This is a genomic window from Frondihabitans peucedani (assembly GCF_039537585.1).
Lineage (GTDB): Bacteria > Actinomycetota > Actinomycetes > Actinomycetales > Microbacteriaceae > Frondihabitans > Frondihabitans peucedani.
Genome location: NZ_BAABAU010000003.1, coordinates 155,038 through 170,708 on the forward strand (window position 1 = coordinate 155,038; position 15,671 = coordinate 170,708).

General features: G+C 69.7%; 12 protein-coding genes and 2 tRNA genes. 5 read left to right on the forward strand and 9 right to left on the reverse strand.

Translation table 11 applies throughout. The annotated features are described in order from the left end of the window. Window positions 1–66: 66 nt before the first annotated feature. A complete protein-coding gene (gene proP, locus ABD733_RS12165; RefSeq protein ID WP_344796561.1) occupies window positions 67–1,590 on the reverse strand; it encodes a glycine betaine/L-proline transporter ProP in 1,524 nt (507 codons plus the stop codon). A gap of 187 nt (window positions 1,591–1,777) precedes the next feature. On the opposite strand from proP, the gene valS reads away from it, so the two are divergent. The 3 genes from valS (at window position 1,778) to ABD733_RS12180 (ending at window position 6,918) form a co-directional block, all read left to right on the forward strand. Further along, a complete protein-coding gene (gene valS / locus ABD733_RS12170; protein ID WP_344796563.1) occupies window positions 1,778–4,381 on the forward strand; it encodes a valine--tRNA ligase in 2,604 nt (867 codons plus the stop codon). Continuing rightward, entirely contained in the window at window positions 4,381–4,644 is a 264-nt protein-coding gene (locus ABD733_RS12175) for a hypothetical protein (protein WP_344796566.1), read from the forward strand. The genes valS and ABD733_RS12175 overlap by 1 nt, the downstream gene beginning before the upstream one ends. Window positions 4,645–4,857: 213 nt before the next feature. Next, window positions 4,858–6,918, forward strand: coding sequence for a M3 family metallopeptidase (locus tag ABD733_RS12180; RefSeq protein ID WP_344796568.1), 2,061 nt, complete (start codon window positions 4,858–4,860; stop codon window positions 6,916–6,918). 196 nt (window positions 6,919–7,114) lie between these two features. Here ABD733_RS12180 and clpX read toward each other — a convergent pair whose 3' ends face one another. The 5 genes from clpX to ABD733_RS12205 all read right to left on the reverse strand — a co-directional run bounded on the left by clpX (window position 7,115) and on the right by ABD733_RS12205 (window position 11,604). Next, complete coding sequence (gene clpX, locus ABD733_RS12185) at window positions 7,115–8,395, reverse strand: ATP-dependent Clp protease ATP-binding subunit ClpX (RefSeq protein WP_344796570.1); 1,281 nt, start codon at window positions 8,393–8,395, stop codon at window positions 7,115–7,117. Between the two features lie 218 nt (window positions 8,396–8,613). Further along, a complete protein-coding gene (locus tag ABD733_RS12190) occupies window positions 8,614–9,273 on the reverse strand; it encodes an ATP-dependent Clp protease proteolytic subunit (RefSeq protein ID WP_344796572.1) in 660 nt (219 codons plus the stop codon). 40 nt (window positions 9,274–9,313) lie between these two features. Beyond that, on the reverse strand, window positions 9,314–9,901 hold the full coding sequence (locus ABD733_RS12195) for an ATP-dependent Clp protease proteolytic subunit (RefSeq protein ID WP_123506077.1): 588 nt from the start codon (window positions 9,899–9,901) through the stop codon (window positions 9,314–9,316). A 160-nt stretch (window positions 9,902–10,061) separates the two neighbouring features. Continuing rightward, entirely contained in the window at window positions 10,062–11,435 is a 1,374-nt protein-coding gene (gene tig, locus ABD733_RS12200; protein ID WP_344796574.1) for a trigger factor, read from the reverse strand. A 96-nt stretch (window positions 11,436–11,531) separates the two neighbouring features. Continuing rightward, window positions 11,532–11,604, reverse strand: a tRNA-Pro gene (locus tag ABD733_RS12205). Window positions 11,605–11,774: 170 nt separating this feature from the next. Between ABD733_RS12205 and ABD733_RS12210 the strand changes: the two genes are divergently transcribed. Then, window positions 11,775–11,845, forward strand: a tRNA-Gly gene (locus ABD733_RS12210). Between the two features lie 27 nt (window positions 11,846–11,872). On the opposite strand, the gene ABD733_RS12215 is transcribed toward ABD733_RS12210, so the two are convergent. After that, the gene (locus ABD733_RS12215) at window positions 11,873–12,682 is read right to left on the reverse strand and encodes an alpha/beta fold hydrolase (RefSeq protein WP_344796576.1); all 810 of its coding nucleotides are present in this window, start codon (window positions 12,680–12,682) and stop codon (window positions 11,873–11,875) included. Window positions 12,683–12,784: 102 nt separating this feature from the next. Here ABD733_RS12215 and ABD733_RS12220 point away from each other — a divergent pair, with 102 nt between their 5' ends. After that, the gene (locus ABD733_RS12220) at window positions 12,785–13,498 is read left to right on the forward strand and encodes a GDSL-type esterase/lipase family protein (protein ID WP_344796578.1); all 714 of its coding nucleotides are present in this window, start codon (window positions 12,785–12,787) and stop codon (window positions 13,496–13,498) included. Window positions 13,499–13,520: 22 nt separating this feature from the next. On the opposite strand, the gene ABD733_RS12225 is transcribed toward ABD733_RS12220, so the two are convergent. Then, window positions 13,521–14,159: a response regulator transcription factor gene (locus tag ABD733_RS12225; protein WP_344797031.1), complete on the reverse strand. Its 639-nt coding sequence runs from the start codon at window positions 14,157–14,159 to the stop codon at window positions 13,521–13,523. 45 nt (window positions 14,160–14,204) lie between these two features. Further along, entirely contained in the window at window positions 14,205–15,671 is a 1,467-nt protein-coding gene (locus tag ABD733_RS12230; RefSeq protein ID WP_344796580.1) for a sensor histidine kinase, read from the reverse strand.

Sequence of the window (15,671 nt, forward strand, 5' to 3'; positions counted from 1 at the left end):
GGGTGATCTGTCCGCGAGACGTTGGGCGGCGACGGCGGGCTATCCGTGGGCGGGCGGGGCCGGGGGCTACCTCGCGGGGACGGGCTCGTCCTCGGCGGGCGACGGCGCGACCGGCGGCGACGCGGGCCGCACGATGTCGATCGGCCCCGACTGCGCGTACTCGAGCGCCCAGTCCGACTGCGAGACCTCGCTCGACTCGTCGGCGTACGCCGCCACGAGCTCGCGGGCCTCCTCCTCGGTCGCGACCGACGGCCCCGACCCGAGGAGCGGCGAGTTCGCCGTCTCCTTGGTGAACCACACGGCGACCAGGCCGATCACGGCCGCGAGCATGAGGTAGAACGCCGGGATGTCGCGGGCCCAGGCGAACCCGCTCTTCGTCGCCCAGGCCACGAGAGACTCGGTGACGAGCGGCGTGGTCCCGCCGAAGAGCGACACCGACACGTTGAAGGCAATGGCCAGGGCCCCGTAGCGGATGATCGTCGGGAAGAGGGCGGGCAGCGTCGACGGCATGGTCGACGTGAAGGTGACCAGGACGAGGCCGAGGATCAGGAGCCCGGCGAATACGAGAGGTGTGGAGTCGGTCTGCACCATCTTCAGGGCCGGCCACGACAGGACGAGGAAGCCGGCGCATCCTGCGAACAGGACCGGACGGCGGCCGAAGCGGTCGGACAGCCGCCCACCCAGGCCGATGACCGCCATCATCAGCAACATGACGACGATGACGAGCACGAGGCCGTTGGTCGCGTCGCGGCCGAGGGTCGTCGTCAGGTAGGTCGGCATGTACGACAGGAGCATGTAGTCGGTCACGTTGAAGACGAGCACGAGGCCGATGCAGATGAGGAGCGCGCGCCAGTTCTCGGCGAACAGCCGCAGCACGGGCGTCTTCACGGCCTCGCGGGCCGACGCCTCCTCCTGCTGCCTCTGGAATGCCGGAGTCTCCTCGAGCCTCAGCCGCAGGTAGAGGCCGACGATGCCGAGCGGCCCCGCGATCAGGAACGGGATCCGCCAGCCCCAGCCGAGCAGGGCGTCCTCCGGCAAGGCGAACTGCAGGATCGTGACGAGCGACGCCCCGAGGACGTACCCGCCGAGCGTCCCGAACTCGAGCCACGAGCCCATGAAGCCGCGCCGCTTGTCGGGCGAGTACTCGGCGATGAAGGTCGCGGCCCCGCCGTACTCGCCGCCGGTCGAGAAGCCCTGCACGAGGCGGGCGAGGAGCAGCAGGAGCGGCGACCACACCCCGATCGCCCGGAAGTCGGGCAGGAAGCCGATGGCGAAGGTGCCCGCGGCCATCATGATCATGGTGACGGCGAGCACCTTCTGCCGGCCGATCCGATCGCCGAGCGGGCCGAAGACGGCGCCGCCGATCGGGCGCACGACGAACGCGGCGGTGAAGGTGGCGAAGGTCAGGATGACGCTCAGCGTCGGGCTGAGCGACGGGTAGAAGACCCGGGCGAGGGTCGTGGTCAGGTAGGCGAAGACGCCGAAGTCGAACCACTCCATCCCGTTGCCCAGGGCGGCCGCCGCGACGGCGCGCTTCAGTTGCGATTCCTCGACGACGGTGACGTCGTCTGTAGTCAGTCTTCTTCTCATGTACGCGCTTCACTCCCGGTTTCGTGGCAAAAAACCCGTCGAGCGTACCAGACGGCAAAATTTCACTCGATCGGTGCCGGTTCTGGGAGGGCGTGGCTCCGCGGGATCGATCGCGTAAAGTGGGCGAGAGAAATTCAGGCACCTCCCCACCGACACGGTGCCGTCCATATCGAACAGGAGCAGCGCCATGCCACGTCCCATGCCCGAGAAACCGGCCCTCGAAGGGCTCGAAGCACACTGGGGCCCGCAGTGGGAGGCCGACGGCACCCACCTGTTCGACCGCGACTCCGCCATACGCGACAACGTCTTCTCGATCGACACTCCCCCGCCGACGGCGTCGGGCAGCCTCCACATCGGGCACGTGTTCAGCTACACGCACACCGACGTCAAGGCGCGCTTCGAGCGCATGCGCGGCAAGAGCGTCTTCTACCCGATGGGCTGGGACGACAACGGCCTCCCGACCGAGCGCCGCGTGCAGAACTTCTACGGAGTCCGCTGCGACCCGACCCTCCCCTACGACCCCGACTTCACCCCGCCGTTCGAGGGCGGCGACAACAAGTCGTCGAAGGCCGCCGACCAGCTGCCGGTGTCGCGCCGCAACTTCGTCGAGCTCTGCGAGCGCCTCACGCTCGAAGACGAGAAGCAGTTCGAGGACGTCTGGCGGAAGCTCGGCCTGAGCGTCGACTGGACCCAGACCTACCGCACGATCGGCGACGACAGCCAGGTCGTGGCGCAGAAGGCGTTCCTTCGCAACCTCGCCCGCGGCGAGGCCTACCAGGCCGACGCCCCGACGCTGTGGGACGTCACGTTCCGCACCGCCGTCGCCCAGGCCGAGCTCGAAGACAAAGACGTGCCGGGCGCGTACCACACGCTCGCCTTCCACTCCTCGACCGGTGGCGACGACATCCTGATCAAGACGACGCGCCCGGAGCTCCTGCCCGCCTGCGTCGCCCTCGTCGCGCACCCCGACGACGAGCGCTACCAGGGCCTGTTCGGCACGACCGTCCGCACGCCGCTCTTCGACGTCGAGGTGCCGGTGCTCGCGCACCACCTCGCGCAGAAAGACAAGGGCTCCGGCATCGCGATGGTCTGCACCTTCGGCGACACCACCGACGTCGTCTGGTGGCGCGAGCTCGACCTGCCGAACCGCGCCGTCATGGGCTTCGACGGCCGCTTCATCAGCGAGGCCCCCGCCGCCATCGAGTCGGAGGCGGGCCGCGCGGCCTACGCCGAGCTCGCGGGCAAGACCGTCTTCAGCGCCAAGGCCGCGATCGTGTCGCTCCTCGAGGCCTCGGGCGAGCTCGTCGGTGAGATCGAGAAGATCACGCACCCGGTGAAGTTCTTCGAGAAGGGCGACAAGCCGCTCGAGATCGTGTCGACCCGCCAGTGGTACATCACCAACGGCGCCCGCGACGAGGAGCTCCGCGCGACTCTGCTGAAGCGCGGCGAGGAGGTCGCCTTCCACCCCGACTTCATGCGCGTCCGGTATGAGAACTGGGTGAAGGGTCTCTCCGGCGACTGGCTCATCTCGCGCCAGCGGTTCTTCGGCGTGCCGATCCCGGTCTGGTACCCCCTCGACGCCGACGGCAACCCGGTCTTCGACCAGCCGATCGTCCCAGCCGAAGACGCCCTGCCGGTCGACCCGTCGAGCGACACCGCTCCCGGCTACGACGAGTCGCAGCGCGGCGTCGCGGGCGGCTTCCAGGGCGAGGTCGACGTGATGGACACCTGGGCCACCTCGTCGCTCACGCCGCAGCTGGCCGGCAAGTGGGAGCAGGATCCTGCGCTCTTCGACCTGGTCTACCCGTACTCCCTGCGGCCCCAGGGTCAGGACATCATCCGCACCTGGCTCTTCTCGACGGTGCTCCGCGCCCAGCTCGAGGGCGACAGCGTGCCGTGGAAGAACGCCTCCATCTCGGGCTTCATCGTCGACCCCGACCGCAAGAAGATGTCGAAGTCGAAGGGCAACGTCGTCACCCCGGCCGCCATGCTCGACGACCACGGCTCCGACGCGGTCCGCTACTGGGCGGCCTCCTCGAGGCTCGGCACCGACGCGGCCTTCGACCCGCAGAACCCGAAGCAGATCAAGGTCGGACGCCGACTGGCGATCAAGGTGCTGAACGCGGCCAAGTTCGTCTACTCGTTCGAGCTGCCGTCGGGCTCGTTCGGCGTCACGAACCCCCTCGACCGCGACCTCCTCGCGAACTTCGCCGTGGTCATCGACTCCGCGACGCGCTCGCTCGACGAGTACGACCACGCCAAGGCGCTCGAGACCATCGAGAAGTTCTTCTGGACCTTCTGCGACGACTACCTCGAGCTCGTGAAGGAGCGGGCCTACGGCGCAGCCCCCTCGTCGGGGACGGACGGGGCGGCCGGCCAGGCGAGCGCGGTGCTCACGCTGCAGTCGACGGTCGACGGCCTGCTGCGCCTGCTGGCCCCCTACCTCCCCTTCGCCACCGAGGAGGTCTGGTCGTGGACCCACGACACCTCCGTGCACCGCGCGGCCTGGCCGACGGTCGAGGAGCTCGGCTCCCACGATGAGCCGACCGGCCTGGTCGACCTCGTCGGTCAGGCGCTGATCGGTGTCCGCCGCGCCAAGACCGACGCCAAGGCCTCGCAGAAGACTCCGGTGACCTCGGCCGTCGTCACGGCGCCGGCAGCCTCGCTGGAGCTCCTGCGGAAGGCCGCGGACGACCTCGCCGCCGTCGGCCGCATCGAGTCGCTCACGCTCGCAGAGGGCGACGAGCTCGCCGTCACCGAGATCGTCCTCGCCGAGCAGCCGGCCTCCTGATGCAGCTCGGCACCCGCTGGTCGGTCGGCGGCGACACCCCGGGGAACCTCCCCGAGGCGGTCGTCGCCGCCGTCCGGCGCGTCGAGGGAGAGCTGGCCGCGCAGGATGTCGACGCGTCGACCTGGCGCTGGACCCTCACCTGGCTGGAGCGGAAGCCCGTCGTCGAGCTCGACGACGGCACGGTGATCCGGTACGACGCTGCGGCCGACACCGCGCACGTGCACGAGCCGAGCGAGTCGGAAGCGGACGACGACGACTTCTGAGGTGCGCCCGGCGACGGCGGCGCCACACGTCGGCGCCGCACGGCGGCGCCGCACGTCGGCAGCGGCGCCGGTCCGCGGCGCGGTGCCGCTGCCGACGGGCGGCGCCTACTGCGGCAAGGGGCCCGCCCATCGCTGCGAGAACCCACCGATGTCGTCCGATGACGGCTTGACCGCCCTCTCCACCACCAGAACGCCGAGGCATAGGCTGGCGCGATGACGAACCCGTTCTCCGCGCCGAGCCCGCTGCCGTTCTCCCTCCCGCCGTTCGCCGACATCACCGACGACGACTACCGGCCGGGGTTCGAGGCGGGGTTCGCGGAGCAGCGCGCGGAGATCGGCGCGATCACGGGCGATCCTGCGGCTCCGACGTTCGAGAACACGATCGTCGCCCTCGAGAGGTCCGGGCGCCTGCTCGCGCGTGTCGAGGCGGTGTTCGGCAACAAGTCGTCGAGCGACTCGAGCGATGAGACGAACGCCCTCGAGCTGGAGCTCGCACCCGCGTTCGCGGCCCACGCCGACGCGATCCGGCTCGACCCTCTGCTCTTCGCCCGGATCCGGGCCGTCTACGACACGCTCGGCACCGAGGCGACGGCGCACCTCGACCCCGAGGAGGTCTACCTCGTCGAGCGCTACCACTCCGAGTTCAGCCGGGCGGGAGCCGGCCTCGGCGACGACGACAAGGAACGCCTCCGCGACTTGAACTCGCTCTTGTCGACCCTCACGACGCGCTTCGAGAAGAACCTTCTCGCCGACACCAACGACCTCGCCGTCCTGGTCGACGACGCCGCCGAGCTCGACGGCCTCGACGACGACACGATCGCCTCCCTCGCCGCCGCAGCCGCCGAGCGCGGGCAGAGCGGCTACCTGATCACCCTCTACCTGTTCACCGGCCACCCGCTGCTGGCGTCGCTGACGAACCGCGACCTCCGGGCACGCATCATGGCCGCGTCGAGAGCTCGCGGCAGCCGCGGCGGCGAGAACGACAACCGGCAGATCCTGCTCGACATCGTGAAGCTCCGCGCCGAGCGGGCGGCCCTCCTCGGCTTCGAGACGCACGCGGCATACGTCACCGCCGGCGAGACCGCGAAGTCGCCCGAGGCGGTCCGCGACCTCCTCGCGAGGCTCGCTCCCCCGGCCGCCGAGAACGCCCGCGTCGAAGAGGCGGCCCTGCAGGAGATCGCCGAGCAGGATCACGCTTTCTCCGGCCGCATCGAGGCGCACGACTGGGCGTTCTACACCGAGAAGGTCCGGAGCGCGACGTACGACTTCGACGCGAGCGCCATGCGCCCGTACTTCGAGGCCGAGCGCGTGCTCCGCGACGGCGTCTTCTTCGCAGCCTCCGGCCTCTACGGGCTGACCTTCGCGGAGCGCCCCGACCTCGTCGCCTACCACCCGGAGGCCCGCGTCTTCGAGGTCGGCGACGCCGACGGCAGCCCAGTCGGGCTCTATCTGCTCGACCTCTACACCCGCGACTCGAAGCGCGGCGGTGCCTGGATGAACCCGCTCGTCTCGCAGTCGGCCCTCCTCGAGCCGCTGCCCGTCGTCGTGAACAACCTCAACGTGCCGAAACCGCCCGCAGGATCGCCGACCCTCCTCACCCTCGACGAGGTCACCACTCTCTTCCACGAGTTCGGCCACGCGCTCCACGGCCTCCTCGCGCGCGTCGGCTACCCGCACTTCTCGGGAACCAACGTCGACCGCGACTTCGTGGAGTTCCCCAGCCAGGTGAACGAGATGTGGATCCTCTGGCCCGAGGTCCTCGAGAACTACGCCGTCCATCACGTCACCGGCGACCGCATGCCCGAGGAGCTGGTCGCCAAGCTCCTCGCCGCGGAGGGCTTCAACCAGGGCTTCGAGACCTCGGAGTACCTCGCCGCGGCCCTCCTCGACCAGGCCTGGCACTCGCTGACCTTCGAGCAGGCGTCCGAGCTGGGCTCCGTCGACGACGTGGCGGCCTTCGAGGCCCGGGCCCTCGCAGCCGTCGGACTCGACAACCCGGCCGTACCGACCCGCTACTCGAGCACGTACTTCGCGCACACCTTCGCGGGCGGGTACGACGCGGGCTACTACTCGTACATCTGGAGCGAGGTGCTCGACGCCGACACCGTCGAGTGGTTCGGCGAGAACGGCGGGTTGACCCGAGCCGGCGGGGCGAGGTTCCGGGAGCGGCTGCTCGGAGTCGGCGGCTCGAAGGATCCGCAGGAGGCCTACCGCGACTTCCGCGGCCGCGACGCCGTGGTCGAGCCGCTGCTGGTGCGGCGGCGGCTGGTCTGACGGCGGCGGGGTTCCTCGCGCCCCCGCCGTCGGCGCCGCAGGTCGGCGGCGGCACCGCGCCGCGGCGCCGTGCCGCTGCCGACGCGCCGCGCCGACCGGCACGAGCGAAGGCCCCGCGCGAACGCGGGGCCTTCTGATCACGCCGACTAACGGGGCGGTTAGCGGGGGTCTGGGGTGGCTGAGCGGAGACCGCTGCTCACGCCGACTTCTCGGTGCGCTCCGTGATGGAGCGCGGGACGATCGTGGGGGCGGCGTTCTCGAGCACCGACGCCTTGGTGACGACGACACGGCCGACCTCGTCGTTGGAGGGGACGTCGAACATGATCGGCCCGAGCACCTCCTCCATGATGGCGCGGAGGCCGCGAGCACCGGTCTGACGCAGGACCGCGAGGTCGGCGATGGCCTCGAGGGCGTTCTGCTCGAACTCCAGCTCGACGCCGTCGAGCTCGAACATGCGCTGGTACTGGCGCACGAGAGCGTTCTTCGGCTTCGTCAGGATCTCCATCAGAGCCTCCTGGTCGAGCTGCGTGACCGTCGTGACGACGGGCAGTCGGCCGATGAACTCGGGGATCAGACCGAACTTGTGCAGGTCTTCGGGAAGCACCTCGCTGAAGAGGTTGGCGTCGTTGCCCTTGTTGTAGAGCGGCGCCCCGAAGCCGATGCCGCGCTTGCCGGCGCGGGAGGAGATGATCTCTTCGAGCCCCGCGAAGGCCCCGGCCACGATGAACAGGACGTTCGTCGTGTCGATCTGGATGAACTCCTGATGCGGGTGCTTGCGGCCGCCCTGCGGCGGGACGGAGGCTACGGTGCCCTCGAGGATCTTGAGGAGGGCCTGCTGCACGCCCTCGCCCGAGACGTCGCGCGTGATCGAGGGGTTCTCGGCCTTGCGGGCGATCTTGTCGACCTCGTCGATGTAGATGATGCCCGTCTCGGCCCGCTTGACGTCGTAGTCGGCGGCCTGGATGAGCTTGAGCAGGATGTTCTCGACGTCTTCGCCGACGTAGCCCGCCTCGGTGAGGGCTGTCGCGTCGGCCACGGCGAACGGGACGTTCAGCCGCTTCGCGAGGGTTTGCGCGAGGTAGGTCTTGCCGCAGCCCGTGGGACCGATCAGCAGGATGTTCGACTTCGCGATCTCGATGTCGTCGCCGAGCGAGTCGGCGGACGCGAGAGTGTTGAGCGAGCGGATGCGCTTGTAGTGGTTGTAGACGGCGACGGAGAGGGCGCGCTTCGCGGGCGCCTGCCCGATCACGTACTCCTCGAGGAAGTCGTAGATCTCGCGGGGCTTCGGGAGGTCGAATTCGCTCGAGGGCTCTTCGCCGGCCTCGGCGAGGCGCTCCTCGATGATCTCGTTGCACAGTTCGACGCACTCGTCGCAGATGTAGACACCCGGACCGGCGATGAGTTGCTGAACCTGCTTCTGGCTCTTACCGCAGAACGAGCACTTGAGCAGGTCGGCACTTTCACCAATGCGTGCCATGCTCGGCCTCCTAAGGCGTGATGTGACCTGTTGGTCGTGGTTGAACGAGCCTAACCCGAACCGCCGACAGTCGAAGCATCGTGACTCGGGAATCGCCGGGCGAGGGCCGTGACGGTGGTTCGTACCCGACCCCGGGAGCGCTTGGCCCCGTGATCCTGCGCGACGAAGCCCCGCGCCGAGGACGACGCGGGGCTTCGAGGTGCAGCGGTGAGCGGGTGCTACTTGGTGAGCGCCAGGTTCTTGCGCGAGGTGAGCACCTGGTCGATCAGGCCGTACTCGAGGGCGGCGGAGGCGCCCAGGATGTTGTCGCGCTCGATGTCGCGGTTGACCTGCTCCGGCGACTTGTTCGAGTGCTTCGACAGCGTCTCCTCGAGCCAGGTGCGCATGCGGAGCACCTCGGCGGCCTGGATCTCGATGTCGGACGCCTGGCCGCCACCCTGGCCCCCCGTGGAGGGCTGGTGGATGAGGACGCGGGCGTTCGGCAGGGCGAGGCGCTTGCCGGGGGTCCCGGCGGCGAGCAGGACCGCGGCGGCCGAGGCGGCCTGACCGAGGCAGACCGTCTGGATGTCGGGGCGGATGTACTGCATCGTGTCGTAGATCGCCGTCATGGCCGTGAACGAGCCGCCGGGCGAGTTGATGTAGAGCGTGATGTCGCGGTCGGGGTCCATCGACTCGAGCACGAGCAGCTGGGCCATGACGTCGTCGGCCGAGGCGTCGTCGACCTGGACACCCATGAAGATGATGCGGTCTTCGAACAGCTTGGCGTAGGGGTCCTGGCGCTTGTAGCCGTAGGCGGTGCGCTCTTCGAACGAGGGGAGCACGTAGCGCGAGCCCGGTGTCTCGAAAGCGCGGGCTCCACCCATCATTGGCAGTTCCATTTTCTGTTCCTTCTGGTCAGTGCGGGTCGGTGGGGTGGAGTTATTCCTGGTCCGTGCCGGCGCCACCGATGACGTCGGAGGCAGACGACCGGATGTGGTCGACGAAGCCGTACTCGAGGGCCTCCTCGGCGGTGAACCAGCGGTCGCGGTCGCCGTCCTCGTTGACCTGCTCGACCGTCTTGCCGGTCTGCGCGGCCGTGATCTCGGCGAGGCGCTGCTTCATCGACAGGATCAGCTGGGCCTGCGTCTGGATGTCGGACGAGGTGCCGCCGAAGCCGCCGTGCGGCTGGTGGAGGAGCACCCGGGCGTTGGGCGTGATGTAGCGCTTGCCCTTCGTGCCGGCGGTGAGGAGCAGCTGGCCCATCGAGGCGGCCATGCCGATGCCGACGGTCACGATGTCGTTCGGCACGAACTCCATGGCGTCGTAGATGGCCATGCCCGCGGTGATCGAGCCGCCGGGCGAGTTGATGTAGAGGTAGATGTCTTTCTCGGAGTCTTCTGCGGCAAGCAGGAGAAGCTTCGCAGCGATCTCGTTGGCGTTGTCGTCTCGCACCTCGGAACCGAGCCAGATGATGCGGTCTTTGAGAAGTCGGTCAAAAACACTGTTGGGCAGTGTTACGTCGGCCATGTGGTGCTCCCATTCAGTTGTCGCTTGAGTACGAACTTAGAGGGTGCAACGCACGGTTTCCGGGCTGTTCGCCCACGGCAGAGTGACGGGAGCGGGCCCCGAAACGACAGAAGAGGGCAGGATCCGCGGATCCTGCCCTCTTCGATGTCTCTACGGCCGCTTACGCGTGGTCGTGACCCTCGTGGTCGTGACCCTCGTGGTCGTGACCGGCGTGGTCGTGACCGGCGTGGTCGTCAGCGTCGTCGCCGCCGACGCCCGCGGACGCCGTGAAGGCGGACAGGTCGACGTCGTTGCCCTTGTCGTCTTTCACCGTGGCCTTCGACAGCACGACGGCGAGAGCCTTGGAGCGGGCGACCTCGCCGACCATCGACGGGATCTGGCCGTTCTCGTCGAGGACCTTGATGAACTCGCCGGGCTCCATGCCGTACTGCGCGGCGCCCTGGATGAGGTACTGGGTCAGTTCGTCCTGCTCGACCTTGACCTGCTCCTTCTCGGCGATGGCGTCGAGGAGGATCTGGTTGCGGAAGGCGGACTCGCTCGACTCCTTGACCTCGGCGCGGTGCTCGTCGTCTTCGAGGCGGTTCTCCTGCTCGAGGTGACGGTGCACCTCGTCTTCGACCAGCTTCTCGGGGATCGGGATCTCGACGCCCTCGAGGAGCTTCTCGACGACCTGGTCGCGGGCCTGAGCACCCTGCGTGAAGGTCTTGGAGCGGCCCAGCTGCTCTTTGAGGTCGGCCTTGAGCTCGTCGAGAGTGTCGAACTGGCTGGCGATCTGGGCGAAGTCGTCGTCGGCCTCGGGGAGCTCACGCTCCTTGACGGCGGTCAGGGTGACGGCGATGAGAGCGGTCTCGCCCTCGCGGTCGCCGCCCAGGAGCTTCGACTCGAACGTGGTGGACTCGCCCGCCGTGAGGGAGTCGAGCGCTTCGTCGATGCCCTCGATGAGGTCGCCGGAGCCGATCTCGTAGGAGATGCCCTTGGCGTTGTCGACCTCGGTGTCGTCGATCGTGGCGATCAGGTCGATCTGAGCGAAGTCGCCGGTCGTGGCGGGGCGGTCGACGGTGATGAGGGTGCCGAAGCGGGTGCGGAGGTTGGTGAGCTCCTCGTCGACCTCCTCGTCGGTGATCTCGACGGAGTCGACGGTGAGCGCGAGGCCCTCGTAGTCGGGCAGGTCGAACTCGGGACGCACGTCGACCTCGACGGCGATCAGGAGGTCGCCGGAGAAGTCCTTGACGTCGGGCCACTCGACGACGTCGGCCTCGGGGCGACCGAGGGGACGGAGCTCGACCTCTTCGACCGCAGCGCGGTAGAAGGTGTCCATGCTCTCGTTGACGGCGTGGTTGAGGACCTCTTCGCGACCGACTCGCTGGTCGATGATGGGCGGCGGCACCTTGCCCTTGCGGAAGCCGGGGATCGACACCTGCTCGGCGATGTGGCCGTAGGCGTGGGTGATGCCGGGCTTGAGGTCGTCGGGGCTCACCGCGATGTTGAGCTTGACGCGCGTGGGGCTGAGCTGCTCAACCGTGGTCTTGACCAATGTCGTAATTCTCCTGTGTCGTGTGCTGCCTGTGGTGCGTGCTGGAGCGGTGGTGCGTGCTGGAGCTGTGCTGCGTGCTGGAGCTGTCGTGGCGAGTCGGGGCGACAGGACTCGAACCTGCGATCTTCCGCCCCCAAAACGGACGCGCTAGCCACTACGCTACGCCCCGGTCGTACCTGCCTTGTGCGGCGGCTGTCTCGATGGTCCCCGTTGAGGGCGGGGCGAAACGGCCCCGTGAAGTCTAGCCCGTAACGGAGCCGCGAACCTGATGGGCGTGGAGAATGCCCTATGCTTGCTACTCGCAAGCCGCGTGGCGCCTCTCGAGGGGCCGCGTTTTGCGGGGATGTAGCTTAGTGGTAAAGCCTCAGTCTTCCAAACTGATGATGCGGGTTCGATTCCCGTCATCCCCTCCCTCGGTCTCACAGCGAGACTCCCCGTCAGGCAGACCTCCGGCCGTCGTCCGCCAGGAACGCCCGGACGGCCTCCGACCACTGCGGGAACGCGTCCAGATGCGCGTCGTGACTCCCCGCGGCGAGATCGACACGCACGACGTCGGGGCGGCGACCCGCCAGGGCCTGCCTCGCCGCGTCGTCGAACATCCCGTCGGCCGCGAAGACGACGAGGGTGGGAGGCGTGACACGGGCCCACTCGTCCCACGCGGGCCTCTCGTCCACCGCCGCGATCGTCTCGATCATCACGTCGACATCGAAGCGCGGCCACAGTCCGCCGCTCTCCTCGCGGAGGTCGGCGGCCCACGCCCGCCCGAGCGCCGAGTCTCCGAGGAACGCCTGCGCTTCGGCGCGGTCTCGGAACGGCCTGGGCCAGGACTCGAAGAAGGCGCGCATCGCGATCCTGCTCTCGGCCGTGCCGTCTCCCCCCGCGCCTGCCTCCAGCAGGATCAGGCGCTCGACGAGATCGGGCCTCGCCGCGGCCACGAGAAGCGCCGTGTGGCCGCCCATCGACTGCCCGATCAGCGTGACCGGCTCTCCGGCGAGGGCCTCGATCACGTGCACGACATCGTCGACGTGCGCCTGCCTCGACACGTCCGCCGGGCGGCGGGTGCTGGCCCCGTGACCTCGAGCGTCCGGTATCAGCACTCGGCGCGGGGCGAGCGATCGCGCGGTCTCCTCCATCTCGAGGCTGCTGCCCGCGAGGCCGTGCAGGATCACGACGGGCGCACCCGGTCCTGCGTGGTCGGTCACCGAGAGCGAGACTCCCGCCCGCTCCACCGTCCGTCTACTCGTCACGCGGAGCGGTGAAGCGTCTCGGTCATGCGACGACAGTAGCGACCACCCTGACTGGGGTGCGTCGAGCCCGCTCATCCGCGTCATAATTCTCCAGTGCGAACGGTGACCAGAGCTCTCGTCGGCGGCCTCCTGGCCGCCTCCCTAGCCGTCGTCGCAGGATGCTCGGCGGCGCCCCGGTCCGAGCCGGAGGCCGTCGCGGACACGCACGTCGCCGTGCCGACCGAGCAGGCGGCGCCGCAGGGCGCGCTCGGCACCCCGGCCGACCCGGTGCGGGTCGCCGTCGTCGGCGACTCGCTCACCGCGGGCGGCGGCCGCATGCTCTCGTGGGGGCTGACGCCCGACACCTGGATCAGCTACGCCAAGGGCGACGGCGTCGACTATGTCGGCGGGTGGGCCAAGGGCGGGACCACCGTGCAGGAGCAGGCCGCGCACGTCCGGCCGATCTCCGACGTCGACGTCCTGGTGCTCATGGCGGGCACCAACGACGTGCGGCTCCACATCGGGTTCGCGGAGGCCGCGGCGAGCTACGACAGCATCGTGTCGACGATCCACGCGAAGCACGTCATCGTCGGGGCGATCCCGCCCTACGACCGCGATCCGAGGGCCGCCGCCGTCTACGAGCAGCAGCTCCGCCGCTACGTCGCCACGAAGGGGTGGGACTTCGTCGACCCGTGGGGCTTCGCCCGCGACGGCCTCCGCTACCGCGCCGGCATCTCGGTCGACGGCATCCACCCGGTGACGGCCGGGTACCAGCGCCTCGGCGAGAACTACCGGGCCGCGATCCTGCGCGTGGTGTCGACGCCCGTCGCCGGCTGAGCGGGCCCGAGAGGCCCGCGGGTCAGCTCTGCAGGAACGCCAGCACCGCCAGGACCCTCCGGTGGTCGCTGCCCGAGTCGTCGAGCCCCAGCTTCTGGAAGATCGACGTCACGTTCTTCTCGACGGCGCCGGTGCCGATGAAGAGGGCCTGGCCGATGGCTGAGTTCGTGCGGCCCTCGGCCATCAGAGCGAGGACCTCCCGCTCTCTCGGGGTGAGAGCCGCGATCGGATCGCTCCGCCGGCCGAGGAGTGCGGCGACGACCTCGGGGTCGAGCACGGTCGCACCGTCGCGGATGCGCGAGAGCGCCGACCCGAGTTCGTCGATCGAGGTCACCCGGTCTTTCAGCAGGTACCCGACGCCGTCCGAGCCGGCGCTGAAGAGCTCGCGGGCGTACGCCACCTCGACGTACTGCGAGAGCAGCAGGATGCGCGTGGCCGGCAGGATCCGCCGCAGCTCGATCGCCGCCCGCACCCCCTCGTCGCGGTGCGTCGGCGGCATGCGGACGTCGAGCACGGCCAGGTCGGGCCTCACCTCCTGCGCCTCGCGGAGGAGCGAGTCGGCGTCGCCGTAGGAGCCGACGACCTCGGTGCCGAGCTCGTCGAGCAGACGCACGAGCCCCTCGCGCAGGAGGACGGAGTCGTCGGCGACCACCACCCGCATGCGGTCGGGTCGCGGCTCGAGGGGCGCTGTCGTCACGCGTCGAGCCTAGGACGCGCTGTCGCGCGTCGGCGCGGCGGCTTCCGGGGCTGTCTCGGGCACCGCATCCGCCTCGGGCACCTCCGCAGGATCGCGCTCCCCGTCCGGCTCCCCCTCGGCACCGCCTTCGCCCGCCGGCGGGGTCACCGGGATGCGCACCGCGACGTGCGTCGGTCCTCCCGCGGGACTCCTCAGCTCGAGCGTGCCGCCGAGCCCGGTGAGCCGCTGCTCGATGCCGGCGAGGCCGTGACCGTCGCTGACGGTCGCGCCGCCCGCGCCGTCGTCGGTCACGACGACGACGAGCTCCCTGCTGCCGCCCAGAACGGGCGCGGACAGGATCAGCTCCGCGCGCCCGGCCCCCGAGTGCTTGGCGACGTTGGTGAGGAGCTCGGCGGCGATGAAGTACGCGTTCCGCTCGATCTCGACCGGGATCCGGACCCCCTCGGGGAGTTCGTCGGTGAACCGGGTGGCCACGGTCGACCGGTCGACGACGGCGTCGAGGGCGGCGGCGAGTCCCCGGTCGAGGAGGAGGGGCGGAGCGAACCCGCGCGACAGCGCCCGCAGCTCCTCGAGGGCGTCGCGGGACTGCTGGATCGCCTCCTCGATCAGGGCCTTGCCGCGGACCACGTCGGTGTCCACGGCCCGGGACGCCGCGGCGAGGTCCATCTGGATGCGGATCAGCCGCTGCTGCGGGCCGTCGTGGATGTCGCGCTCCAGCCGACGGAGCGCCGTGCCCTCGGCCGAGACGGCGGCGCTCCGGGAGACCTCGAGCCCGGCGACCTCCGCCTGGAGCTGCTCCGACCGGAACCCGCCGAGGAGCGGCCGTGCGACAGCACCCATGAGCTTGACGCCGCCGCGTGTCAGGAGCGGCAGGAGGGCGAGGAGCGCGAGGCCGAGAACGACCGAGACGGCGCCGAAGAGGCGGAGGTTGTCGAAGAACCAGGGCTGCTGCGTGAGGGCGCGCCACAGGTCGGAGCCCGGATCGGCTCGGGCGACCAGCAGCACGATCCCGACGGCGATCCCCGCCATCCCGCCGAAGACGACCGAGCCGATCAGACCGACGACGAAGCCGCCCAGGATCGGGAACACCACGGCCAGGTAGAGGAGGTAGAGCCAGTAGTGCGGGTCGGCCGCGACCTCGAGCAGGCGCACGAAGCGGTTCGTGGCCGTCAGCCGCCGCCAGACGACGGGCCGCGGGGCGGGCTCCCGAGCCCAGCCGAGCCGCAGGATCTCGAGGCGGCCGAACTGCTTCGCGAGATACAGGGCGGCGAGCACCAGGATCGCGAAGAGCACGAGCGACCCCAGTGCGTCGCCGAACCCGGACACCATCGATCCTGCGGTTCCGTACAGCGAGCCGGCGACGAGCGCGAGTACGCCCGTCAGCGCCAGGTAGCCGACGTCGCGGGGGAAGGCCCGCCAGAGGCTCCCGTAGAGGGAGCGCTTCTCGTCGGCCATGGGACTCGTCTCGGTGGTCAT

What these genes read in the sequence shown, in the direction of transcription:
- proP (WP_344796561.1), bottom strand. Translation starts at nt 1,590, where the DNA reads ATGAGAAGAAGACTGACTACAGACGACGTCACCGTCGTCGAGGAATCG.
- valS (WP_344796563.1), top strand. Translation starts at nt 1,778, where the DNA reads ATGCCACGTCCCATGCCCGAGAAACCGGCCCTCGAAGGGCTCGAAGCA.
- ABD733_RS12175 (WP_344796566.1), top strand. Translation starts at nt 4,381, where the DNA reads ATGCAGCTCGGCACCCGCTGGTCGGTCGGCGGCGACACCCCGGGGAAC.
- ABD733_RS12180 (WP_344796568.1), top strand. Translation starts at nt 4,858, where the DNA reads ATGACGAACCCGTTCTCCGCGCCGAGCCCGCTGCCGTTCTCCCTCCCG.
- clpX (WP_344796570.1), bottom strand. Translation starts at nt 8,395, where the DNA reads ATGGCACGCATTGGTGAAAGTGCCGACCTGCTCAAGTGCTCGTTCTGC.
- ABD733_RS12190 (WP_344796572.1), bottom strand. Translation starts at nt 9,273, where the DNA reads ATGGAACTGCCAATGATGGGTGGAGCCCGCGCTTTCGAGACACCGGGC.
- ABD733_RS12195 (WP_123506077.1), bottom strand. Translation starts at nt 9,901, where the DNA reads ATGGCCGACGTAACACTGCCCAACAGTGTTTTTGACCGACTTCTCAAA.
- ABD733_RS12225 (WP_344797031.1), bottom strand. Translation starts at nt 14,159, where the DNA reads ATGCGGGTGGTGGTCGCCGACGACTCCGTCCTCCTGCGCGAGGGGCTC.
- ABD733_RS12230 (WP_344796580.1), bottom strand. Translation starts at nt 15,671, where the DNA reads ATGACCACCGAGACGAGTCCCATGGCCGACGAGAAGCGCTCCCTCTAC.